This is a genomic window from Zoogloea dura (assembly GCF_012927165.1).
GTDB lineage: Bacteria > Pseudomonadota > Gammaproteobacteria > Burkholderiales > Rhodocyclaceae > Zoogloea > Zoogloea dura.
On record NZ_JABBGA010000005.1, the window covers coordinates 100,128 to 124,369 of the forward strand.

Consider the following 24,242-nt stretch of genomic DNA (forward strand, 5'->3'; position numbering starts at 1 on the left):
CCATCTTGTCGGGAAACTTCCGAGCGTCGAGCGCCCCCCTGTTGATTGGGCGCTCAGCTCTTGCACCGGTAGGTAATTGTCTGTGGGTATAACAGTCAAGGCTCGCGTCCTGCTTGAACTCGGTGCTGAGTTGATCAGCTCCGACCAGATCGCTATCTACGAGTTGGTGAAGAACTCTTTAGATGCGCGGGCCACGCGCATTGCAGTACATGTTCGCGTCACATTACCGCGCAGTGAATACCTCGGCATTCGCCAGAGCCTTGAGCGATCTTTCCAGAAGAAGGAAAGTCTCTCTCGGGATACGGTTCGGCAAATGCTCGAGGCCGGCATGGAGCCCACGGCAGCGCAGGCGGACCGTGATGCATTTCTAGAGAAGGCGCTGTCGCCGTCAAATGGTGATTACATCCAGGCACTAGATGCCGCCTACACACGCTGCAATTGGGTCGAGATTACTGACGACGGTGGCGGCATGTCGTTCGAGGACCTTGGTGGCGTCTATCTCACCATTGGCACCACCCACCGCCTGGACGATCGAATGCGCAACAGCACCCACACGGTGCTTGGTGAAAAGGGCATCGGCCGCCTCTCCGCCGTGCGCCTTGGCGATCAGCTTCACGTCTTGACGTCTAAGACGGGCGATAAGACGCTGCATGAACTCAAGATCGACTGGTCCACGATCAAACGCAATCCACACCTCAACCTAGACGAGTTCCCTGCAGCTCCCAACGTCGGGCCGAAGAAGAACAAGGCGTCTGATCACGGCACAATCATCCGCATGTCGAACCTGACGAGCGAGTGGTCGATCGAAAAGATGGAGTCTCTTGCGAAGACAGATTTCGCCAAGTTGGTGGATCCGTTCCTGACTTCGTTCAGCCGCCCGAATGTGCGACTGTACTTTAATGGGCAGTCAGTCGACATCCCTTCGTTTCAGACGCGTCAGCTCGCATACGCGCATGCACGATGCTCGGCGAGTTTCGCGCTCGATGCCGACGGGCAACCTGTCCTATCGGGTGAGGTAACTTACAAGGCCTACGGACAGAGCAAGACCTTCAGCCTGGAGGGGATGCATCTTCTCAGCGCACTGACTTTGAAGGGCAAGCGTCCAAAGACGGGCGAGGCATTCCGTCCAGCGGGTACGCTGATGCAGGGTCTAGCGAGCCTAGGCCCTTTTGAGATGGAGGCGCATTGGTTTAACCGGCAGAAGCTTCGCCTCGATAAGCCTGATGGCTATGAAGCGGCCCTGCAGTGGTTGACTCACTGGGGCGGAGGGTTACTGCTTTATCGCGATCACTATCGCGTATATCCGTACGCAGAGGCGCGTGACGACTGGCTCGACCTGGACGGCATTGCGTTGGCCACGCAGGGCTACAAAATGAATCGGAAACAGCTGGTCGGTGCGGTCCGCATCTCCAGTCGTGGCAACCCACATCTGCAGGATCAGACCAATCGGGAAGGCTTGCGCGACACGGAAGAGAAAGCAGCACTGATCGCACTATTGCGCCACATCTTGGTGGTCGAGTTCAAGAGCTACCTCAACGCTGTTGAGGGGGCACAGGACGAGTCGGCGGCTAAGGAGTTTCCGAAGCTGGAGAAGCGCCTGGAGGAAGCCCAGAAACAGGCGCTGAAACAGGTCCAACACCTGAGGACCAAAGTCAAGGCTCCGGAGGACGTCGCGGCGATCAACACCCTGCTTGCTCGCATGACGGACATGTCCGAAGCCTGGGAGCGTTCGAAGATGACCGTGCGCGCCTATGAGGAGGACATTGACAAATACGTCCATCTCGCGGGCGTCGGCCTAATGACGGAGTTCATCTTCCATGAATTGGCGCGCCTTTCCGCAAACGCCTTGAAGCTGCTGCAGACCTACAAGCCGAGCAACGCTACCGAAAACCGCCAGCTTCGGAATCTGCGAGATCAACTGAGCACTCTCGAGAGGCGGATCCGAATCCTAGATCCATTGTCGACGCCGGGGCGTCAAAGGAAGGAATCGTTTGACCTAGTTCAGATGCTGCGGGATGTCGTGGAAATGCACGAACCTCAATGTGGGCGTCATGGAATCCGAGTCGACCTGACCGGTCTAGGCAAGACGCCCGTGCTGATCAAGGCCGTCCGCGGGCAGCTTCTGCAGATCGTAGAAAACTTCATCTCCAACTCGGTTTATTGGCTCAAATTGCTTGCGACGACGACGAGGTTCGAGCCCATCATCAGCTTCAGCATCGACAGGGCTGCCAACACACTCACCGTTTTGGACAACGGTCCTGGGATTTCAGAAGACCGCGGCGATGAAGTATTCAATGCGTTCTTCACGACCAAGCCTTCTGGCGAAGGGCGCGGGATGGGTTTGTATATCGCGAAGAAGCTTGCGGAAGGTAATGCGATGGAAATCGCACTTGCGGAAGCCGATGAAGACCGGATCCATCATGGATTCGTTGTCAGCTATAGAGGGGCAAGGAATGGAGGCTCTTGAAGAAGCGCTCGTCAAGCCGTTAAAGAAGGTTGTCGTAATCGACGATGCCTATGCATCGGCTGATCCCGTCGATATTGATGGAGAAGCGGTATCTCGATTTCGCGACACCCTACTCGATGTACCGAAGCGGTTGACGCAGGTGAAGAGGGAGTTTCATCGCCCAGAGCTTGATCCCTCAGTTCCGCAGCACCTTGATGAGCTTCTTCAAGACACGGCCACTGTGGCCCGGCTTTGGGCTTTGCGAGAGAAGCAAGCTTGGTCCTGGCTAGTTGAAACCGTCTTCCGAAAATATGCAGAGGACGTAGAAGAAAAGCTAGGCGCTCTCGAAGGGCTTGAGGGCTTCTTGAATGAGCAGAAATGGCGCGTCAACCGAGTTTCGAAGTTTGACCCCGCGATGCTCGATGTTACCGGATACCAGGTCATCTTTCTGGACTTCTACCTCAAAGACGAGAGAGATCCAGAGCGGTCATTAGCGCGCGCCGCGCAGCTTGCTCAACTGATCATTGATGCGAGGCACAAAGGTACTCTCAAGCAGTACCCGTTGGTTGTTCTGATGTCGTCGAGGCCTGGGGCTGCAGAACAGCAGGGAGCTTTCAAGGAACGAACGGGGCTTCGGGCGGATTTCTTCTGCTTCGTCGAGAAGAACCAGATCCCCCAACAGCTCATGCCGAAGCTCAGACGCATGCTTGAGGGCTACCATGGCAAACAGTCTTGGGCGCACATGCTCGACGAGTTCTGGCTAGGTGCCATTCGTGCAGCGATGACGTTGCGGCAGAATCTGTCGAAGATCGAGCCTTCGGAAATCGCGCTGCTTCATGAAGCTGAGCTTGCTGTCGAAGAGGCTAGGCTGCCTGATTACCTGTCATGGTTAGTCTCGGAGTCGCTCGCGAGCGGTCTGCTGGAGGACGCGGGAGTGCGCGCCTTGGGGGCGCAACTGCCAGACTTGATTGGGCACAGCGCGTTTCCCGGGACGGTACCGCCCGGCAGTCGACTGGCCGAGATGCACGTGCGCTCGGTGATGCGGCTGGATATCACTGACGACCTCCCAGAGACCAAGAGTTCGCCGGTCCAACTGGGTGACCTCTTCGCGAGATTGAACGGGGACGGCACACCGAAAGAGTTCCTTCTCGTGGTTGATCAGAGCTGTGACCTCGCAAGACCCCATTCCAGTCAGAAGACCGTGGTCTTGTGCCTGCGCTGTGTTCCGCAAGAGATCAGCGACGTGGCACTCGCGTTCTATCGGACGGCGTACGGATCGGTCGACTTGGTCAGCATGACTTTCGGCGAGGGGCAAAAGTACTACCTGGCGAGTTGGGATCCGGTGAACCCCACGACCCCGGAATTGGCGGAACTGTCCCAACGCAGGGGTGGCATCAAACGGCTGGCTCGATTGAAGCCAGTTGCTGCGCTTGCACGTCAAGAAGACTTAACTCAGCGCGTCGGGCGGATCGGTCAGCCTGTTGCGCCGCCGTCGGTGACAGCGTATCGCGCAAAGCTTGTCCTGATAGGCAAAGATGGGTTCCAGAAGGAATTTGATGCCACTAAAGAGCCTTGGGCTTCTGTGATCATCGTGCAAGGACGCCATATGCCCAAGCCAGACCCTGTCGACGGCGGCGCAACATCGAAGAAGAAGCCTCCGACAACGACGACCTTGAGTCTGACATCGGACTTCGGCGAATGGCTCTCGGGCAAGCTGGACCGCGCACACTTGGCAGACGCTCAAGCTTCCAGCCAAGCCAACCTGCTGAAGCAGCACTTGGCAGCTGGGACGGTACAGCGCGTGAGCTTTGAGAGCGGTGACCAGATTAAGGCGAGCCTTGGACGGGCATGGAGAAAGGCAAGCCTTAAGAAGCCACCGACTGCCATCCATTGCGTCTTCGACAAGACCATACCGAAGGATCTGACGGACGCCATGATCGTGCTGCTCTTAACGCCTTATGAGCAGCAGCTCTGATACTTAGTTTAACGCTGTTGGAAAAGGGATAATGACGATCGACGCCGAAAAATGGATCAGCTTCGTCAGGCAATATGGTCCTCTCGCGCGCAACGCGAACATGTACGACGAGGAGATTCGACGCTGGTCGAAGAAGCTCAGCGTCACACCCATTGCCTTCGAGCATCCGCTCAGCCGCGACGTACTCGCCTCCTTCACCGACCGCAAAGAAGGCCACGGCGGCGTGGTCATACTCACCGGCACAGCCGGTGACGGCAAGAGCTACCTCTGCTACCAAGTATGGGAGGCGTTGGGAGGCTCACCAGACGCCTGGGCCAGCAATATGTCCTATTACAAGCTGCCTGTGACCATCAATGGCCACGCCTACACACTCCATCTCATTCGCGACCTGACGCCGTTCTGCAAGAACGATCCAGACGGCTCAAAGGCCCAGCTTCTGCAGGAACTGAGCTCCGCGCTATTCGAGCCCTCGTCCAATCTGTTCCTGGTCGCCGCCAATGACGGGCCGCTCGTCGAAAACTGGCGAAAGCTAGGCAACCATGCTGCCTCACAGCGCGCCTTGGCGTTGTTCGAAGCCCGGCTCATGAATGACGAAGATCCAGAGCCGACCGACCGCCTGCATTTCTTCAATCTCAGCGCAGTGCCCAGTGCGACGGTACTGGCACTCTGTCTCGACGCACTCCTTGGCCACGAGGGCTGGGAGAGTTGCTATGCCGCCGCGCAACCGAACGGATTCTTCGGTCCCGGATGTCCGATCCGGCACAATTTTGAGCTTTTGCGCGACCCGCTCGTGCGTACCCGGCTCGTGGCGTTATTCCAACTCTTGGACTTCAACGAGCTCCACACCCCGGTCCGGCGCGTCCTTCTACTGCTTGCCAACGCTATCCTGGGCCATCCCGCAGCCAAGGACGGTCTCATGTCTGCATCTGACGTGGCCAAGATCCTCGCCGCTGGAGAAACCCACAAGGCGAGTCTCTTCGCCAATCTCTTCGGTGCCAATCTGAAGAGCGCGAAACGCGATGCACAGGAAATCTTCGACTATCTCAGTCGATTTGGCATCGGTTTTGAGACCACGAACCGGATCGACAACATCCTGATTTTCGGTTCGGAAGACGAGAACGTCAGCCAATATTTTCATGACCTGGTCGAGGCCGACGGCTTCTATGGTGCAACCGAACGATATCGCGGCGAGCAACGCAGCTATATCGAGATGCCAGAGGCGCAAAACGGCGAACGGCACCCCTTCCTAGACATGCTCATTGACCAGAGGCGCGGCTTGTTTTTCAAGATTCCAGATGCCCACGCCGACGAACTGAAACTTTGGTGTTTAACCGTATTCAATAGTGCTGGCGAATATCTGCGCGATGTCGCACAACCATTAAACGACGGCAGGCGTGTGTCGCGTCAAACAGTCAGCAAGCTCGTAAATGGGCTCAACCGCATCTTCACTGGACTCCTTACCACGACGAAGAGCGAGCTGCTGCTAGCGACCAGTCTGTCGCACTCCGGCGCCAAGATTAGCCAACTGCTCGAAGACAAAGTCGCCATCAACTCCCACGGGCGTGTGGAGCGAGTCGAAATATCCCTGTGCCGCGACTTTCCGCATCTGATCGTGACGCTGCCCAACGGACAAACGAGATCGCTGGCCCTCAACCTCACGCGCTACGAATTCCTCATGCGCGTGAGCGAAGGCGCACTACCTGGCAATTTCTCCCGCGAATGCTATGAGGATCTGCTGGCATTCAAGAGCGCTCTTCTCTCGGCTGCGGGGATCGACCGTCATGTGCTGGACGATGATGATGGCCTGATATTCCGGCTCCTTGCCCTGGATACCACCGGCAATGCCATCGACCAAGTTGTAGAGCTCTCAAATGACTGACATTGTCCAGCTTCCTCCGCCACCGGCGAGCTATCATGATGACAATGACCTGTGGCTCGACGAACAAATCTGGGGCCATCGACTGTGGGAGCAGGACCCATGGCTCCTATTCCTCGAATTTCTCTCGGTCGCAGAAGCTTCTCATGCAACCGGACAGCTATTCGCAGCTGACGCGACGCAATTTCCATTCAGTTTCCGGCCGGCGCAACGGCCCTATCTGCGTAATCTCTTGTTCAACAACGACAAGCTGCTGGAGCTCGCCGATCTCTATCCCGATAACGAAACCGGATGGGCTAAATGGCTCGAGTGGATGCAGAGCAACGCCAAGATGGTCGCCCACCGCGACTTTTCTTACCTCAAGAACAGATTTCAGAACTTCGAACAGCTCGTCAAAGTCATCGAAATGCTGCGCTCTGCGACGATCGAAAGCAGCATGAATAAGAGATGGAGTTCGCGCTTCGTATTTCCGTTCGGGCGCCATGCGATTTATGAAGACCTCAACACTGAGGGTAACCGCGAATACATCAATTTCACGCGCAACGGCGATCTGCTTTATCAGATGCTCGCGCGATCAAGCGCCGCACCCGAGCTCGCGCGGCATTTTGCACATCTGTTCGAGCGGCGTGATCCCTGCGATCGCCTAACCGAACTCCTCCAACCGGAAATCGCCGAGGAGCGGCATACGCGAAGCGGCAGCTACCTGCCTTACGCCAAGCATCCCGCCTTTGAGGTGCTGGCCCAGGATTGGCTGGCCGTTCTCGAGCTCCAGCTCCCGAGATTCGACGCCTATCCGTACCTGACGATCCTTGGAGCACTTCATATCACCCTTTATCAGCTACAGGTCGCCGCCCACGTCTGTGACAAGCCCAAACCCCACTTCATTTGCGAAGTTGTCGCGCCCAAGAAGACGCTGGTTCGCGAGCTTTCGGCAGGCAATTACATCGCGAACAACCAACTGTCGCTTTCGGCTGTCGATACCTATGTGCGAAACATCGGCAATTCGTCGGAGTGGATCGCAGCGGCGGCAGAGCAGTCGGGATTTGTGGCATGCCGTGAAATCATGCGAGAAAAAGTGCGTTGGCCCGATGAGGACTACACCGGCCCAGTCGACCCTGACGCTCTCCTCGAAAATCTGCGTCACACAGCGCAGCGGCGCCATCGTCAGCATACGGCCAACATCCACAACAGCCTCGGACGAGGCGCAGGGCTGGTCTCGCGTCGCGGCACCAATCGGCTGCGCTACGCACCAACCGATGAACTTCTCAAGGCCCTAATCCTCGCCAACGTTCCGGTGCGCATGGACTACGGCCAATTCCTTGGCCGCCTCTACGACCGCTACGGCCTCGTCTTTGGGGAGCAGGAGGGCCAGCTCGCCATCACCACGGAAGATTTCGACAAGCGCGCGTTTCAAGCCAATGCCTCGCGGCTCGAAAATCGCCTCAAGACTATCGGCATGCTACGGCGGCTCTCTGACGCCTGCGCCTATGTCGAAAATCCCTTGCGGAGATCCGCAGCATGAACGTAGCCTCGCTCGTCGGCGCAGTCGCCGCCGCCTATCTCCGCGAAGAACTCCAGGCCGATACGGGCGCAGTGCAGTCGACTGCGCGGTATGTGCTCAATCTCAGCGCCGAACAGGTCGCAGCCGTCGCACGCGCCGTGCTCGCGGATCCGTTTCTCAAAGAGCGCATCGACATCAAGCTACCGACCTCGCTTGTGAGCGGCCAAGGCCTACCCGATGAGACTCTGACGACCGAAAGCGCCACCTTCTATCGAAACGCTGATTGTCCGAAGGCCGCCTATCTACTTGCCGAACACGAACATGGTGAAGACGCCTCGATTCGTGAAATTGCGAAACTTGGCCCCCCTGAGCTACTGGAGCGCATCGACCTTTGGGTTCGCGAGGCCTCAAAAGGCCTGCCTATCGCCCAGGAACAGCAAAAATGGTGGGAAAAAGCCCTGACTGGGCTCCGTGATCTTCGAATCGTCTCGATCGACCGCTTTGCCGTCTACATCTTGCGCACCCGCCGAGAAAACGAGGAAGCGGGTCGCCCCATCATCGATGCGCTGGGCGCCGCAATGCCGGCACTACGTCTTCCTAACGACCCTGCGTGCTTCGGAAGCCTCAAAGAGCGCCAGCGCGGACATGCATCTGCATGGAAGCAGCAATTCAACAACGCTCACAAGAGGCGATCCGGGCTGCTCCTCAAGCAGACCTCAAGCCAGCTCCTGCTCAGCGAAGAAGACCTGCGCAACGCGTTCGAAAAGGTTGCGCACCAGATCCCGAATGCCTGTCATCCCGCGATCGAAGCCTTTATCGGGGCGCCCAGCGGCTGGAACGCCCAGGCCGAAGCTTTAGCAGAACAAGATTGGGAGCAAATAAAGCCGATCTTCGATGGCCTGCAGCGTGAGAAATTCAACCTTGGCAAAAACACACTTGAATACTTCAGTGAGCTAGAAGAAGACAAGCTTGAGGATGAGGAGCGGGAATATCTCAAGCTCTTGTCCAAGCGGTCGGAAAAAATCGATGAAGACACGGATTTTTATGAAGCCCACCGTAGCGAAATCAAAGACGACAAGAAGCTGAAGTCTGCTTGGGATCGCTTCGTATATGGCCGCCCCATCGAAACAACCGACTTCATCGCCGGCATTTGCGCGGTTATGGAGCCACTTTACAACCGGATGCCGCCAGGCGATCAGCGCAAGCTGAAAATCAAATGCGAATCCGCGACTAAGAGAGACCTGCGATCTCTCAACTATGAAGCAGGTCTCTATTTCGCGCACCGCTACGCCGGCCTGCGTCGTCTGTTCGGCGGGATGATCGATTGGGATGTCGGCGATCTCTTCGAATTCGACAAGCTTGTCTCCGACTGGAAAAAGGGCGACAAGGCCAAGAACAAGCTCAACACGTCCACCGCCAAACCGGCGCTTCAGCTCAAATTCGTCGTCGAATTGGAGACAACGACCGACGGGGACAGCATTCAAAAGCATTCGACGCAGCTGATCTGGCGCTACGACCCCTCATGCGTCGCGAGCCAATTGGTCGACGACTGGGGGCGGTTGACCCAAAATCCCTTCACGGCCTGCCGCACACAGCGCGAATTCACCGCTGACAAATCGATCGATTTGGCCAACGTAAAGACGTTCATGCCGGCGTTCGACCGTGATCGCGGCTCATTCGTGCCAGCGGCCAAACCTGACCGGAATCTCGACGCGCTTTGGCGCAACAATGTCAAAGAGTGCGTCGATCAAGCTTATCTCTCCGCCCAGGATGCCAAGACATTGGGTGAGGCCTTTACAGCCTTTGAAAGTGCCTACAAGCTCGCAATCGTCGACTTCTCGACGAAAGGAGGCGGCGCCGACTCCGTACTCAATCAGACGACAGCGTACGCTGCGCTGCTCGAAACCGTCCTAACACTCGCCAAGGGCGATCGCAATCGCGACAAGCTGCTCAAGCCACTGCTCATGATTGGTGTCGCGCCGATCGACGGCGGCAGGCCGGCGGCCGTCGTCGCGCCCTGGCATCCGATGCGTCTGGTCGCCATATGGCGAAAGTCTAAGCTTGCCGTCGATCTCGTCAGTCAGGTTCTCGGCAGCATCGAGGCAGAGGGCGATCCAAAGCTGTTCTTCCGGGATATCGCTCATGATTTCGAGCACGCGCTATACCCTGAGATTGTGTCGATCTGGACGAATGACGGCCCACAATTCCTTACGGTAAGCGACGTGGTCGCCGACTACAGTCTGCATGAACCTCCCGTCGCCGACCCCAAAGGCGAGAACGACACCAATGAAAGCCCAGCTGAGGGCGGCTCCTGCGTCCATGACCTCGTCAAGCGCTATCTCGCCCTGCAACCGCACGAACGCTCCAACCTGTCGGTCGTACTGTTTAATTGCGATTCCGCGCGGCTGCCTCAGGCGGTCGTGGCGAAGATCGGCGGCATGCAGGATGACGAGGACGACGTTCGATGCCAAGTTCTGCTGCGCCACATCGAAAGCCAGAAGCTTCGTAACATCTATTGCTCGATCTTGAGCTCCGAAGCTACGGCAGACGCCTATAGCGCGAGTGAAGCTTCTCAAGACTTCATGGCCCGCCTGCGGATCTCGGTGATTGCTGACCAGGCGCCGCCGCCCAACCCCAAAGACGGCCATCCATACGACATCGTCTTTTCGCAAGATGTCATATCGCGTCACGCGCAACTTGAATGGTATCTCGAACAAGGCGAACCAGCCGACATTCGCAAGCTGTTGCCGTCACGCTGGTCGCGCCGCCGGCCGGCCGCCAGAGACGACCTTAAGTCAGCGGTCTTCCTATGCTGCCCGGTACAAAGCGCCGAGGGCTGGGCCTATATCTCCGCCGTCGCGAGCATTTTCAAAGGCGACCGCGATGAATCGACATCCAAACGGTTTTTGCCCGTTCGCCAGCTCGACTTTGCCGACGGCCGGACCAAGCGCATCTTCGAAGAGACCCACGACCTAGGCAATTGGGTCGTCAATTTCGACGAGCTTCTCGACCGGCGTCAGCTAATGAACCACCAGGTCCGGGTCATACGCTACAAGCAGATCTCGACCCAGGGGCGCAACCTGATCATCTCTTCGCGGGCGCCAATGACGCTTTTGCGCTCGATGATTATGAGCCGCCTCAAGGCGCTGCAGCTGCCGCTGACCGACGCCGAGGTGCGGACACTGGCCGATCGCCTGATCGACGACGCTAATGATGTGTCGGGTGACATCGTGCTGCGTGCGGCCACATGCGGCCAGAGCGCCAGCGAACTCATGGGCATCGTGCTGAGCCGCCGCATGTTGCGTGACGACTTGGGTGCCGATCAGCTGATCGGCTGGTACTTTCTTGATGACTATGCGTCCTGGCTTGGCCAGCGCGAACAACAGATCGCCGATCTGCTCGCAATCTGCCCCCAAGTCGCCGAAGAAGGCACACTGCGAATCACGCTCGCTGTCAGCGAAGCGAAATACGTCGAGATCGAGAGCCTGGCCGCCAAGCGCAAAGAATCGCAAAAACAGCTGCGCGATACGCTTGAGCGCCTAGAAGACGCCATATTCGGTGATCCGGAGCGGCTCGACCGCCAATCCTGGCTAGCTCGGCTGGCTGACCTCATGCTTGACGGCATCCGCATCCCGGCCGCCCGCGGCATTGATCTCGGCGAATGGCGCCGCGCTATGCGCGAGGGCCGCTGCGAGGTCCACCTCAAAGGCCTATCTCATGTCTTCGTTCCGACCTCGTCCGACGCCGACGATCTCACGATCGCAACCGAGGTCGCCGACACTCGCTACGCCTATCAGGAAATCATCGGCCGCAAGGCGCTCAAGCAGCTCTTGATGGCCTACTGGCACAACCAGAGCACCGCCGACGTCCGGCGCAGCATGGGTTTCTACCATATGGACTTTGAGCCAACCTGGCGTGCTCCGGGCTCCGGCGTTGCCTTTCTCCGCAGTGCATATCGCGCGCCTGTCCGCAGACCGGCGCCCCTGCCTGCACTCCCTGTTCCTGAAGCGCCGGACACACCCGCTGAAGCGCCAACGGAACCGAGCATCGAAAATCTGTTCCACACGCCGCTCCCTGGCGATAGCGTGCCGTTACCCGTCGATTCTTCGCCGACACGGGCGCAAGCTCATTGGGCCTATTCGGAGATCGCCGATTTGCTCGCGTCGGCGCTCCACGTGGCCACTATCGCACCTGAAGAAGGGGAATGGCTCAAGCAAACAGCCTTTTCGACGCGCAGCGCCCTGCAGCAGTTACAGCTTCAGGCCAAATTGATCGAGTCCGCTCTTACGCCCAATTCTGCGCTATTGCGGTTCGCCGGCAACGCCAACCTCACTGTCGAGCAGGTCTTGAAGAAGCGGTCCGAGCTTTTGACGACCTATGGACTGAACGTCATCTCGGTCCGCCCAGAACCCGGTGCCGTCATCGTCGCGGTGGAGCGACCCAAACGCCAGATCATTGATATCCGCTCCCTTTGGTCCGATTGGTCACCGGCCTCGAACGGTTGGGGTAATCAAGAGCTCATGATCGCAGTGCAAGAAAACTCGGGCGCTCCCCTGTTCCTCTCACCTGGTAAAGACCATGCGCCACACACGCTGATCGCGGGCAGCACCGGCAGTGGCAAGTCCGTGCTGATGCAGAACATTATCATGGGGATCGCCGCGACCAACACACCGGAACAAGCGAAGATCGTCCTGATTGACCCCAAACAAGGCGTTGACTATTTCGCTTTCGACAGGCTGCCGCATATCGACGGCGGTGTCATCGATGATCAGATCTTGGCAACTCAGCGGCTCGAAGAACTCGTGGCCGAAATGGACCTCCGCTACGCTCGCTTCAAGGAAACGCGCGTATCCAATCTGGCCGCCTTCAATGCCAAGGTCGCAGCAAACGAACGCCTGCCTGTCATCTGGCTCATTCACGACGAGTTCGCCGAATGGATGCTGACGGAAGATTACAAGGACGCCGTGTCGGCAATCGTTCAGCGGCTCGGTGTGAAGGCTCGAGCCGCGGGCATCTATCTAATTTTCGCCGCCCAGCGGCCGGATGCCAATGTTATGCCGATGCAACTGCGCTCAAATTTGGGCAATCGCCTGATTCTGCGTGTCGACTCGGAAGGAACATCCGAAATCGCTCTTGGCGAAAAAGGCGCGGAACGTCTGCTGGGCAAAGGTCATCTGTTAGCGAAACTCGAAGGTGAGAGGGAGGTGATCTACGCCCAAGTTCCATTTGTCGACATTGAATTCGTCGAGACGCTCATCAAGAAAATGCTCAAAGAGCACACGGCCGCCTAGATTAGTCCGTTCCATCAGCTTCGAGCACGCGACCTCGGAGTCGCCCTGACGCAGCCGCATCAGGGCCCGGCGGTACTCAACATCTCGGTGCTCCTGCGGGCCGCCGCCTTCCTCCTGCCGAACACGCATTGGCTCCCATATGCCAGTCGGTGACAACATGGTCATGCGGTGTTCCACATTGATTGCGGCGCGAAGCGAAAACGTGCCACAGCATTTAGCCATTCGCTTCAAGAGGGAATGGCACGATGGGACAGACCTGCCGGCGCACATTAGCATGGCCTCGCTTGATGGCAGGCTTGCCACTAGCATTAGCTGTGTCGTTCTTAGTTCTGCGTCCTGCCCATGCCACCGACGACGCGCCAGAGCGCGAGCAACTTGCCACACTCGTACGCCAGCTTGACCTGATCGACCGTCTGGCCGAGCATGCGGCCAGCACTGCTCCGCGGGAACGTGCCCACTACCACTTCAACTACGCCCGGCTGCGCGCCGACCTCAAGCGCATCCGCGCCGGCCTGCAGGACTACCTCGTCCCGCAGCGTGCCCAACCACGCGATCCCGCTCCGCTGGCTGGCGACTACGTACGCAGCGATGAACGGCAGGAGCCGTTGCCATGACACCTTCCGCCGATCAAGTCGCCGCCTTCCAGGCCAACGGCGGTTTCACGCCCGTGACCGTCTCCACCGTTGTCCTCGGCTTCGTCTTCGCCATCCTGTTGCTGTGGGGCGTGTGGGCGATGCGTACCGCCTATGTCGGTTGGGCCGAGAACCGGCTGACCCAGCGCCAGTTCCTCGGCGTGGTCGTGCGCTTCGTCGCGATGTACCTGGTGCTGAGTTTCTTCCTCCTGTCCTGACCACCACGAAAGGTTGAATCGCCATGAACCCTTCTTCGACTTCTCATCGCGCCGCGCGCATTGCCGCCGTACTCGCTCCGCTGGGCATCGCGGCCACGCCGCTGGCTTCGTTCGCTGCCGGCTTGCCGACCATGGAAGACCCGTCGCGCGGCGCGGGCAGCGGCATCATGCAGACGCTGCAGAACTACGGCTACGACATCGTGCTGCTGATCGCGCTGCTCGTGGTCGCCTCGATGTTCGTCGGGGTCTGCTACCACGCCTATACGCGCTATGCCGAAATCCACACCGGCCGCACCACGTGGGGCCAGTTCGGCCTGACGGTGGCGGTAGGCGCGATCCTGCTGGTCGTCGGCATCTGGCTGCTGACCAAGGCCACCGGCGTGCTCTGAGGGCCGGCACCGATGGCCGGCTCCCCGGAGAGTCCGCGCGACGGGCTCGTGACCTTCCTGCCGCATCGCCTGAACCGCCACCCGGTGGTCGTGCGCGGACTGACCGCCGACGAGCTGTGGGTCTGCGCTGGTCTGTCGGCCGTAGCTGGATTTCTGGCCGGCATACCGCTGGCCTGGCTCACGCACAGCATCGCCATGGTGCCGACGCTGATCGTCGTCGGCATCGGGCTCGGCGTGTTTGCGGGTAGCGGCTTCCTGCGCCGGCAAAAGCGCGGCCGGCCCGACATCTGGCTGTACCGCCAGCTCCAGTGGCGGCTCGCACTGCGCTATCCTGCCCTGGCGGCCCACGTGGGGGGACGGCAGCTCATCACCCGCTCGGGCTGGTGGACCACGCGGCGCCAGCGGCCTTCCACGTCCATCCGTCGAGGTGCTGCCCATCCTCCCTCGGGAAGGGCGTCACGCAGTGACAGGGGGGCTGTCCAGTGAGTCGGTTCAAGAACGAAGTCATGCACCTGCGGGCGCACGTCAAGACCTTGCGCCTCGGCGCCGCCGCGCTCTTCGTCGTGGCACTGCTGCTTGGGTTCGGCTGGTGGAGCGCGCCGAAGAGCCTGACCATCCACGTACCCCCGGACTTGCGCTCCGGCAGCACCCGCAAGTGGTGGGACGTGCCTCCAGAAAGCGTCTACGCCTTCACCTTCTACATCTGGCAGCAGGCCCAGCGCTGGCCAACCAACGGCGAGGAAGACTACCCGCGCAACCTCAAGGCGCTGTCTGCCTACCTCACGCCGAGTTGCCGCTCGTTCCTGCAGCAGGACTACGAATTCCGGCGCAGCAACGGCGAGTTGCGTCAGCGCGTGCGCGGTATCTACGAGATTCCCGGCCGGGGTTACGGCGACGATCCCACGTCGCGCGTCCAGGTCGTGTCGGCAAAGAACTGGATCGTCACCCTCGACGTGAGCGCCGACGAGTACCTGGGCTCCGAGCAGGTCAAGCGCGCACTGGTGCGCTACGCCTTGAAGGTCGAACGCATGGACGTCGATCCGGAGCGCAACCCCTTCGGCCTGGCCCTGGATTGCTACGCGAGCGCGCCGCAGCGCATTGAACCGGCGCCGGCACCTGCGCCGGCCGCCCAGCCCGCCGCAGCCAACCACCTGCAAGGAGGAGCCTCATGAAGCGCCTTGTCCTGCCGGCCCTGGCCGGCTTCCTGCTCAGCATGGGGCTCGTCTCCACCAGCCAGGCCGTGGAGATCCTGCGCTGGGAGCGTCTGCCCCTGGCCGTACCGCTCGTGGTCGGCCAGGAGCGCGTGATCTTCATCGACCGCAACGTGCGCATCGGCGTGCCGGAGAGCATCGGATCGCACCTGCGGGTGCAGAGCGCGGGCGGTGCGATCTACCTGCGCGCGAGCGAGCCGATTCCGCCGTCGCGACTGGAACTGCAGGATGCCGAATCCGGGGCGCTGATCCTGATCGACATTGCCGCCGAGCCGGCCAAGGCGGGCCAGCCGGCGCTGGAGCCCGTGCGCATCGTGGAAGCGGAGGCCCCCGCGAAGCGCTACGGCGGCAGTGCAGCAAGCGGCGCGGACCAGCAGGCAGAAGCGCCCGCAGACAAATCCGTTCCCCGGCGCGAAACGCCGGTATCGGTCGTGCTGACGCGCCATGCCGCGCAAAACTTGTACGCGCCGCTGCGCACCGTCGAGCCGGTCGCCGGCATCGGGCGCGTGAACCTGCGCCGCGGCCTCGCGCTGAGCACCTTGCTGCCCACGCTGCCGGTGCGCGCACAGGCGCTGGCCGCATGGCGGCTCGAAGACCAGTGGGTGACGGCCGTGAGGCTCACCAACACCTCCGCGCGCTGGCTGAACCTCGATCCGCGCGCCCTGCAGGGCGATTTCGTCGCGGCGACCTTTCAGCATGCGAGCCTGGGGCCCGCCGGCCAATCGGCCGACACCACCGTGGTCTACCTCGTCACCCGTGGCCATGGCCTGGCCGAGTCGCTGCTGCCGAAGGTCGCGCCGATCGACGCGGCGGTGAGTCTGCCGCCGGCAGCCGCAGCCGGCCAGGCCGAAGGAGGAGGCGCTCGCGATGAAGAGTAACCCTCTCCTCAAGTGGCTGCTGATCCCGATGGCGCTGCTGGTGATCTTCGTCGGCATCAAGCTGTTCTCGGGCGACCGCGGCGCCAAACCCGCGCAACCCGGCGCCGCCAATCCGCTCACGCCCGAGGAGATGAAGGCCCTGGGCATCGAGGGCGACACACCGCGCGACACCGTTGCCACGCTGGTCGCCCAGGTCAAGCAGTTGCGCAACGAGCTGCAGACCGCGCTCACCGACAACAAGAACCAGAAGGCCGAGAACGAACGCATGCGCGCCCGCGAGAGCGCGGTCGACCAGCGCATCCAGACTGCCCTGGACGGCGAGCGCGGCCGCCTGCAGCAGGACCGTGAGCAGGTCGCCAGCGACCGCCAGCAGACGCAGAGCCTGCTGCAGGACCTGCAGCGGCGCCTTGATGGCCTCACCGGCAAGGGCGGCCAGGCCGATCTGCCTGTCGGGCTGGGCCTGGAGGAAGGCGACGGCAAGAACTTCGGCGGCAGCTTGGGCAGCGGCGCTCGCGGCAGTAGCACGCGCTGGGTGGAGCCGGACGACGCCAAGCCACCGAAGAACGGCGCCGCGAGCAGCGGCCCAACATTTCCCACCAGCTTCGGACCCGCGCAGAAAGCCCTGACCAATACGGCCGACAGCGTTGCGAGCACCGTCGCCGATGCGGGCAGCCGCGCCATGGGTGCCTCCGCCAAGCCGGTCTACACGGTGCCGTCGAACTCGACGCTGATGGGGTCGATTGCCATGACGGCGCTGATCGGACGCGTGCCGATCGACGGCACGGTCAATGACCCGTACCCCTTTAAGGTGCTGATCGGGCCGGACAACCTGACCGCCAACGGCATCGACATCCCCGACGTGGCCGGCGCCGTGGTCAGCGGCACCGCCTCGGGCGACTGGACGCTCTCGTGCGTGCGCGGACAGATCCGTAGCGTGACCTTCGTGTTCCAGGACGGGACCATCCGCACCGTGCCGGAGAACAGTTCGCGCAGCCAGGGTGGCAACGGCGGCCAAACCGGCGGCAGTGCCACTCAGGGCGGCCTGGGCTGGATCAGCGATCCCTACGGCATCCCCTGCGTCTCCGGCGAGCGGCGCAGCAACGCCCAGCAGTACCTCGGCTCGCAGGCCCTGATCACCGCGGCCGGTGCCGGTGCGGCCTCGCTGATCAAGTCCGACAACGGCAGTATGGCGGTGGTCGCCAACAGCAACGGCTCGCTCGGCACGGTCGGCATCTCGGGCAACGAGGCCATGGGCCGCATCCTGGCCGGTGGCGTGCGCGACATGGCCGATTGGGTCAACAAGCTCTACGGCCAGGCTTTCGCCGCCATCTACGTGCAGCCCGGCGCGAAGGTCGCCGTCCACCTGGAGCAGCCCCTCAACATCGACTACGACGCCAAGGGGCGCCGGGTCAATCACCGCATCGGAGGCGCCCATGCGTCGGAACTGGACTGATACGGTCGTGGCAATGCTCGTGGCCACGGCGCTGGGCGGCTGTGCCACCAGCAAGGACAAGGTGCTGCCGCATGGCGATCACACCATGCTAGATGTCTGGAACCAGGAGACCGGCGGCAGCGCTGGCGGGGGCCAGTCGGCCCGGCAACTGCTCGATGCGCGCCAGGGCCTGCGCCGGCCGCTGATCGAGGCCGACGTGCAGGCCGCGCCCGCGAACAATGCGGCCTACACCCGCACGGCGGCCAACGAAATCTACCGCCAGTTCCACCGGCTGCCGAACCCGGACCTGGTGATGTACGTCTTGCCGCACCTGGCCGGCACCGACCCCGTGCCGGTGCCCGGTTACACCACGGTGTTTCCGCTCTACCAGCGGGTTCAGTACGCCATGCCGGGCGAGCGTCTGGAGGACTACTGATGACCTGGTCCGTTCCCTTCCTGCAGGCGCGCCCGGCCGAAACCCCAGCCGGCGCAGAGGCAGATGCCGACGACGCATGGACGCGGCACGTGTCGATGCTGGCTACGCATGGCATCAGCGAGCCCGGCAGTGCGCTGGCCGTCCGCCGCCGCAAGCCGGCCACCGAGGCGGACGCCCAGGCGCTCTACGGCGTGGCCCCGTCCTTCGCCGATCTGTTGCCCTGGGTGGAATACCTGAACGAGTCGAAGTGCATGCTGCTGGAAGACGGCCAGTCGGTCGCCGCGTTCTTTGAATTGGCGCCGGTCGGCACCGAGGGTCGCGAACTGGCCTGGCTGTGGCAGGCGCGCGATGCGCTGGAGAACGCGCTGCAAGACTCCTTCGACGAACTCGACGAGAACCCCTGGGTGGTCCAGCTCTACGCCCAGGACGAGGCGAACTGGGACGGCTATCTGCGCGGGCTGGCCAGCTACGTGCGGCCACGCGCCCGGGGCAGCGCCTTCAGCGAATTCTACCTGCGCTTCTTCGCCCACCACCTGCGCGCGATCGCCAAGCCCGGCGGCCTGTTCGAGGACACCACGGTGACACGCCTGCCATGGCGCGGCCAAGTCCGGCGCGTGCGCATGGTGGTCTACCGGCGTACCCCGACCACCGCGTCGTCGCGGCGCGGCCAGTCCCCCGGGCAGGCCCTGGCCACGATCTGCGACCGGCTCGCCGGCGGGCTCGCGAACGCGGGCGTGAAGGCGCGGCGCATGAACGCCGCCGACATCCACGACTGGCTGTTGCGCTGGTTCAATCCCCACCCGACGCTGCTGGGGCCGAGCGCCGAGGATCGGGAGCGCTTCTATGCGCTGACCCGCTATCCCGAGGAGACGGAAGAGGGTGAGATCGAGCTGGCCAGCGGCGACTTCGCGCAACGCCTGTTCTTCGGCCAGCCGGGCTCGGACGTGGGCAACGGCACTTGGCTCTTCGACGGCATGCCACACCGGGTGATCGTGATGGACCGCCTGCGCATGCCGCCGCCAACGGGCCACATCACCGGCGAGACCCGCAAGGGCGGTGATGCGGTCAATGCGCTGTTCGACCAGATGCCGGAAGACACGGTGATGTGCCTCACGCTGGTCGCCACGCCCCAGGACGTGCTGGAAGCGTACCTGAACCACCTGAGCAGGAAGTCGGTCGGCGAGACGCTCGCTTCGGAGCAGACCCGCCAGGACGTGCAGCACGCGCGCAGCCTGATCGGCAGCGCGCACAAGCTCTATCGCGGGGCGCTGGCGTTCTTCCTGCGCGGGCGCGATCTGGCGCAGCTCGACGCCCGCGGCCTGCAACTGGTCAATGTCATGCTCAATGCTGGTCTACAGCCGGTGCGCGAGGAAGACGAGGTGGCGCCGCTCAACAGCTACCTGCGCTGGCTGCCCTGCATCTTCGACCCGGCCCTCGACAGGCGCCAGTGGTACACCCAGCTCATGTTCGTGCAGCACGCCGCGAACCTCGCGCCGGTCTGGGGCCGCAGCCAGGGGACGGGGCATCCGGGCATCACCTTCTTCAACCGCGGCGGCGGACCGATCACCTTCGATCCCTTGAATCGCCTCGACCGGCAGATGAACGCGCACCTGTTCCTGTTCGGCCCCACCGGCTCGGGCAAGAGCGCCACGCTCAACAACATCCTGAACCAGGTGACGGCGATCTACCGGCCGCGCCTCTTCATCGTCGAGGCGGGCAACAGCTTCGGCCTCTTCGGCGACTTCGCGGCGCGGCTGGGCCTCACGGTGCATCGCGTAAAGCTCGCACCCGGCGCAGGGGTCAGCCTCGCCCCGTTCGCCGACGCACACCGCCTGGTGGAAACGCCCAGCCAGGTGCAGACGCTGGATGCTGATGACCTGGACGAAGACCGCGACGAGGTAGCGCAGGTCGCCGATGCCGACGAGCAGCGCGACGTGCTGGGCGAACTGGAGATTACCGCGCGGCTGATGATCACCGGTGGCGAGGACAAGGAAGAGGCTCGCATGACGCGCGCCGACCGCAGCCTGATCCGCCAGTGCATCCTCGATGCGTCTCAGCGCTGCGTGGCGGAGAAGCGCACCGTGCTCACGCGCGACGTGCGCGACGCGCTGCGCGAACGCGCCCGCGATGCGACGCTGCCGGAGGCACGGCGCACCCGGCTGCTGGAGATGGCCGACGCCATGGACATGTTCTGCCAGGGTGTCGACGGCGAGATGTTCGACCGTCCCGGCACACCCTGGCCCGAGGCCGATATCACGATCGTGGACCTGGCGACCTTCGCCCGCGAGGGCTACAACGCCCAGCTCTCGATTGCCTACATCAGCCTCATCAACTCGGTGAACAACATCGCCGAACGCGATCAGTTCCTCGGACGACCGATCATCAATGTCACCGACGAGGGCCACATCATCACCAAGAACCCGCTGCTCGCGCCCTACGTGGTCAAGATCACCAAGATGTGGCGCAAGCTCGGCGCCTGGTACTGGCTGGCGACCCAGAACATCGACGACCTGCCCAAGGCGGCCGAACCGATGCTCAACATGATCGAGTGGTGGATCTGCCTCTCCATGCCCCCGGACGAGGTGGAGAAGATCGCGCGCTTCCGCGAGCTGAACCCGGCGCAGAAGGCGCTGATGCTCTCCGCCCGCAAGGAGGCCGGCAAATTTAGCGAAGGCGTGATCCTCTCGAAGTCGATGGAGGTGCTGTTCCGCGCGGTGCCGCCCAGTCTGTACCTAGCGCTGGCCCAAACCGAGCCGGAGGAGAAGGCCGAGCGCTACCAATTGATGCAGCAGTACGGCATCGGCGAGCTGGATGCCGCCTTCAAAGTGGCCGAGAAAATCGACCATGCCCGCGGCATCGAGTCGCTGGCGCTCGATACGCTGGCGTGACGGGGAGGCGGCAATGCACCTGCCCGGATTCGTACGATCCCGCCGTTTCATTCTGCTCGCGTTGCTGACAGCCGCCTTGCTTCTGCTCGCCGCCTTGTCCTTCCTGCGCCCGCGTGCCACGGCACAAGTTGAAACCCGCCCTCTAAGCTCCACAGAGACGGTGCCGTCTGTACCTTCACCACCATCCAGGCCACCCTGGCGCTATGGCCGGCCCGATGCGCGTTTCACGGTGGTTGAGTATGCCGATCTGGAGTGTCCGTTCTGTCGAACCTATTTCCCGGTACTCAAGCACTGGATCGATGGACATCCAGAAATGAGCTGGCAATGGCATCACCTGCCGCTGGCCATGCATGAACCGGCGGCCTCCGCCGAGGCACGCCTGGTCGAGTGCATCGGTGAGGCCGGCGGCCCCGCCGCGTTCTGGCAGGCCGTAGACTGGGTCTACGCGAACACGCGTGGCGACGGGCAGGGGCTGCCCGAAGGGCTGCGCTATCCCGACCTCACGCCTGCCGCGCAGCAGTGTCTCGCCAGTGATCGGCCCGACGCGGTGATCCACGCCCAGGTTGAGGAGGCGGTAAAGAACGGCGTTTCCGCTACGCCGGCGCTGCAACTACGTGACCGGGAGACCGGCAAGGCTCTCTTGTTGCACGGCTCCGTCGAGGGCGATGCTCTGCTGTCTGCTCTCGATCTGCTCACTGCGAGCGGCACCACCGGCTTGCCATCGAAGGAAATGCCAGCCGACTCTGTCGGCGACATGCCCAGGTAGCCATCGATCTTCAAGGCTACGGTGCGGCTCGACCGCACTGATCGAACCCGTTCGCTTCGCATCCTCGCCTGCGAACAGCCGCCGCGTTTGTGGCGGTGGATGCCTCTTCTTCCTCTGTTCCATCCCCGTCGTCCTTTGGAGGGTTTGCCCTCCTGGGGCATACGCCCTCCAATCTCATCCATTGGAGGTTCGCCATGTCTTGTGTCGTCGCCGATTCCCGCCCGGAGTCGCTTACCCTGATCGCCGCCCAGCACGAAGGCTGGATCATCCAGCAGGCCATTAACTTGCTGGAGAAACGCATCTTCAAAGCCGGGGCGTTGCTGGACAGTCCTGCCGCCGTGCGTGACTACCTGCGCCTGAAACTGGTCGTGGAGCCCAACGAAGTCTTCGCTGTCGTGTTCCTCGACAGCCAGCACCAGGTGCTCGCCTACGAGCCGTTGTTCAAGGGTTCAGTCGACCAAACCTCGGTATACCCGCGGGTGGTCGTCCAGCGCGCCTTGGCCCTCAACGCGTCGGCGCTGATCCTGGCGCACCAGCATCCCTCTGGGGTGACCGAGCCTTCGACCGCTGATCGCTCGCTCACGGATCGACTCAAAGCCGCTCTGGCCATTGTCGATGTCCGGGTGGTGGACCACTTCATCGTCGGCAAGGGCAAGCCGTACTCCTTCGCTGAGGCCGGTCTGCTGTAGCTCCCCGCTGTCCCGGCATCCGCCGTTCATCCCAATGGGAGCCCTCGGGCTCCCATACTTTTGCAGCACTCCTGAAAAATGGGGACTCCCCGGCAACGGATTCTTTGTCGCTCCGCACACGCTCTTGGTTTCGACTACAGCCTGTATCGACCCCCCGGAGGCGCGACATGCTGTTTTCATCTCACGGCTTTCTTCCTGGCTCACCGTCGTGGCAATCCATGGCTGCCGTAGTGGTGACGGGGTTGTGCATGGTCTTGTTGAGCGGGGTAGCACTGGCCGACGTGCTGGTCGTAACCGACAGCCGTCACCCGATCCAGCGCATGGGTGGTGAACGTGTCATAGAACTGGACCTCCCAGCCCGGATCGAAGCCGAACTGTCGACGGGGCTACCGGCCGATCCGGGGCGGGCCGAGGCAATCATGCAGCAGCGATTGCGTGAGGGCAACGAGACGTTGCAACGCCACATTGGGCTTGCCTACCAGGATGTTGCCGAAGCTTGGGGCTTGGGTATCGTCAAGATTCCCGCAGTGGTGGTCGATCGACGCTACGTGATCTACGGCGAGCCCAACGTGGCGCGTGCCGCCGCCCGTATCGATGCCTATCGGAGCGCGCGGCCATGACCCGTCTGTCAACAGCGCCGTCCCAACGCTTGCGGACAGTCATGGCTTCGCTGTTGCTATGCGGAGCCACGTCGAGCTTCGCGCTGAACACGGCGACCATCACTTCATCGTCCTTGTCGCCTGATTGCCTGGAATACCGCGTTGTCGGTGTCTGCTACTGGTTGTTCTGCACCATGTTCGGTTGCTCGGTACGCACCTCGGTCAAGGTTCGCCACTACGTTCCCGATGCGGTGGTATCCAGCTATTCGAACACCGGCGCGAACCCGTGGGGGGAAGTGCGGGCGATGAGCACGCCCAATTCCATGGCGCAGGCCGGCGGCGATGGCACCACGAACCACGACAACGAGAACAACCTCGCCAAGTTCAAGAACGCCGATGTGATCGGGCATCCCGGTGGCTCGGTGTTCAGCCAGTTCGCCAGCGCTTCCGGCTACACCTGTCAGGGAGCCGGCGCAGCCTTCATGCCCTACCTGCTGAGCACGCTCGACACGCTGGCCTGGCGCTACTACATCCCCGAGATGGTGTTCCCGGAAGCGCTCATTCCCGGTATGCGTGAGATCGGAAGCTACGCCAGCGCCAACCTGTGGGGCAGCGTCTACCCACGCGGCGGCTTCCTGCATCAAACCGACGACTACAAGAGCGGCGCGGTGGTGGTGCAGCGCGCGGGTGACATCGTGACCCGGCGTGGTCAGATCCACGTTTATCAGCCGCTGCTTGCGAATGCGCGCGATGGCTACTGGCCGGCTGGGGCGTTGATGGAGGGCGACGCTTCCACCGGCAAGTGGCAGGAACTGACGCCCACACTTTCCAGCACTTGTGCCGTCTTCCCTCACAGCAACACGCGCGTACAAGCGCAGCAAGGCGACTACGCCTGGGCGCTGTGGCGGCCCTATGCCTGCTGCCAGCGCCGTGGGCAGGTTTTCCTCGGTAGCGTTGATTTCCAGTGAGGTGCCCGCGATGAAGGTGTCCTTTTCCCACATCACTCAGCGAGCCA

At 61.8% G+C, this 24,242-nt stretch carries 18 protein-coding genes; all 18 read left to right on the forward strand.

The features are described 5' to 3' along the window. The first annotated feature begins 130 nt into the window (after positions 1-130). The 18 genes from HHL15_RS08275 to HHL15_RS08360 all read left to right on the forward strand — a co-directional run bounded on the left by HHL15_RS08275 (position 131) and on the right by HHL15_RS08360 (position 24,195). The gene (locus HHL15_RS08275) at positions 131-2,467 is read left to right on the forward strand and encodes an ATP-binding protein (RefSeq protein ID WP_139335880.1); all 2,337 of its coding nucleotides are present in this window, start codon (positions 131-133) and stop codon (positions 2,465-2,467) included. Beyond that, positions 2,421-4,421 (forward strand): hypothetical protein, encoded by a 2,001-nt coding sequence (locus HHL15_RS08280; protein WP_148577569.1) that lies wholly within the window; start codon positions 2,421-2,423, stop codon positions 4,419-4,421. The genes HHL15_RS08275 and HHL15_RS08280 overlap by 47 nt, the downstream gene beginning before the upstream one ends. A gap of 31 nt (positions 4,422-4,452) precedes the next feature. Then, complete coding sequence (locus HHL15_RS08285; RefSeq protein WP_076600399.1) at positions 4,453-6,300, forward strand: hypothetical protein; 1,848 nt, start codon at positions 4,453-4,455, stop codon at positions 6,298-6,300. Then, entirely contained in the window at positions 6,293-7,819 is a 1,527-nt protein-coding gene (locus tag HHL15_RS08290; protein ID WP_076600398.1) for a hypothetical protein, read from the forward strand. Before HHL15_RS08285 ends, HHL15_RS08290 begins: the two co-directional genes overlap by 8 nt. Then, positions 7,816-13,089, forward strand: a complete 5,274-nt coding sequence (locus HHL15_RS08295) for an FtsK/SpoIIIE domain-containing protein (RefSeq protein WP_076600397.1) — start codon at positions 7,816-7,818, stop codon at positions 13,087-13,089. Before HHL15_RS08290 ends, HHL15_RS08295 begins: the two co-directional genes overlap by 4 nt. A gap of 314 nt (positions 13,090-13,403) precedes the next feature. Next, positions 13,404-13,703 carry an integrative conjugative element protein, RAQPRD family gene (locus tag HHL15_RS08300; RefSeq protein WP_425290199.1) on the forward strand — a complete coding sequence of 100 codons (300 nt, stop codon included), beginning with the start codon at positions 13,404-13,406 and terminating at the stop codon, positions 13,701-13,703. Then, positions 13,700-13,939 carry a TIGR03758 family integrating conjugative element protein gene (locus tag HHL15_RS08305; protein WP_076600395.1) on the forward strand — a complete coding sequence of 80 codons (240 nt, stop codon included), beginning with the start codon at positions 13,700-13,702 and terminating at the stop codon, positions 13,937-13,939. The genes HHL15_RS08300 and HHL15_RS08305 overlap by 4 nt, the downstream gene beginning before the upstream one ends. Positions 13,940-13,962: 23 nt before the next feature. Then, positions 13,963-14,328 carry a TIGR03745 family integrating conjugative element membrane protein gene (locus HHL15_RS08310; protein WP_076600394.1) on the forward strand — a complete coding sequence of 122 codons (366 nt, stop codon included), beginning with the start codon at positions 13,963-13,965 and terminating at the stop codon, positions 14,326-14,328. Positions 14,329-14,340: 12 nt separating this feature from the next. Continuing rightward, on the forward strand, positions 14,341-14,814 hold the full coding sequence (locus HHL15_RS08315) for a TIGR03750 family conjugal transfer protein (protein WP_076600393.1): 474 nt from the start codon (positions 14,341-14,343) through the stop codon (positions 14,812-14,814). Beyond that, positions 14,811-15,500 (forward strand): PFL_4703 family integrating conjugative element protein, encoded by a 690-nt coding sequence (locus HHL15_RS08320; RefSeq protein WP_076600392.1) that lies wholly within the window; start codon positions 14,811-14,813, stop codon positions 15,498-15,500. Before HHL15_RS08315 ends, HHL15_RS08320 begins: the two co-directional genes overlap by 4 nt. After that, positions 15,497-16,417 (forward strand): TIGR03749 family integrating conjugative element protein, encoded by a 921-nt coding sequence (locus HHL15_RS08325; RefSeq protein WP_076600391.1) that lies wholly within the window; start codon positions 15,497-15,499, stop codon positions 16,415-16,417. The genes HHL15_RS08320 and HHL15_RS08325 overlap by 4 nt, the downstream gene beginning before the upstream one ends. Next, the gene (locus tag HHL15_RS08330; protein ID WP_076600390.1) at positions 16,407-17,870 is read left to right on the forward strand and encodes a TIGR03752 family integrating conjugative element protein; all 1,464 of its coding nucleotides are present in this window, start codon (positions 16,407-16,409) and stop codon (positions 17,868-17,870) included. The genes HHL15_RS08325 and HHL15_RS08330 overlap by 11 nt, the downstream gene beginning before the upstream one ends. Then, positions 17,851-18,285 (forward strand): TIGR03751 family conjugal transfer lipoprotein, encoded by a 435-nt coding sequence (locus tag HHL15_RS08335; RefSeq protein WP_076600389.1) that lies wholly within the window; start codon positions 17,851-17,853, stop codon positions 18,283-18,285. Before HHL15_RS08330 ends, HHL15_RS08335 begins: the two co-directional genes overlap by 20 nt. Beyond that, positions 18,285-21,173: a conjugative transfer ATPase gene (locus HHL15_RS08340; RefSeq protein WP_076600388.1), complete on the forward strand. Its 2,889-nt coding sequence runs from the start codon at positions 18,285-18,287 to the stop codon at positions 21,171-21,173. Before HHL15_RS08335 ends, HHL15_RS08340 begins: the two co-directional genes overlap by 1 nt. 13 nt (positions 21,174-21,186) lie before the next feature. Next, the gene (locus HHL15_RS08345) at positions 21,187-21,939 is read left to right on the forward strand and encodes a DsbA family protein (RefSeq protein WP_076600387.1); all 753 of its coding nucleotides are present in this window, start codon (positions 21,187-21,189) and stop codon (positions 21,937-21,939) included. 194 nt (positions 21,940-22,133) lie between these two features. Continuing rightward, entirely contained in the window at positions 22,134-22,628 is a 495-nt protein-coding gene (gene radC, locus HHL15_RS08350) for a RadC family protein (RefSeq protein WP_076600386.1), read from the forward strand. A gap of 167 nt (positions 22,629-22,795) precedes the next feature. Further along, on the forward strand, positions 22,796-23,248 hold the full coding sequence (locus HHL15_RS08355) for a TIGR03757 family integrating conjugative element protein (RefSeq protein WP_076600385.1): 453 nt from the start codon (positions 22,796-22,798) through the stop codon (positions 23,246-23,248). Continuing rightward, positions 23,245-24,195, forward strand: coding sequence for a TIGR03756 family integrating conjugative element protein (locus HHL15_RS08360; protein WP_076600384.1), 951 nt, complete (start codon positions 23,245-23,247; stop codon positions 24,193-24,195). Before HHL15_RS08355 ends, HHL15_RS08360 begins: the two co-directional genes overlap by 4 nt. The last annotated feature ends 47 nt before the right edge of the window (positions 24,196-24,242 follow it).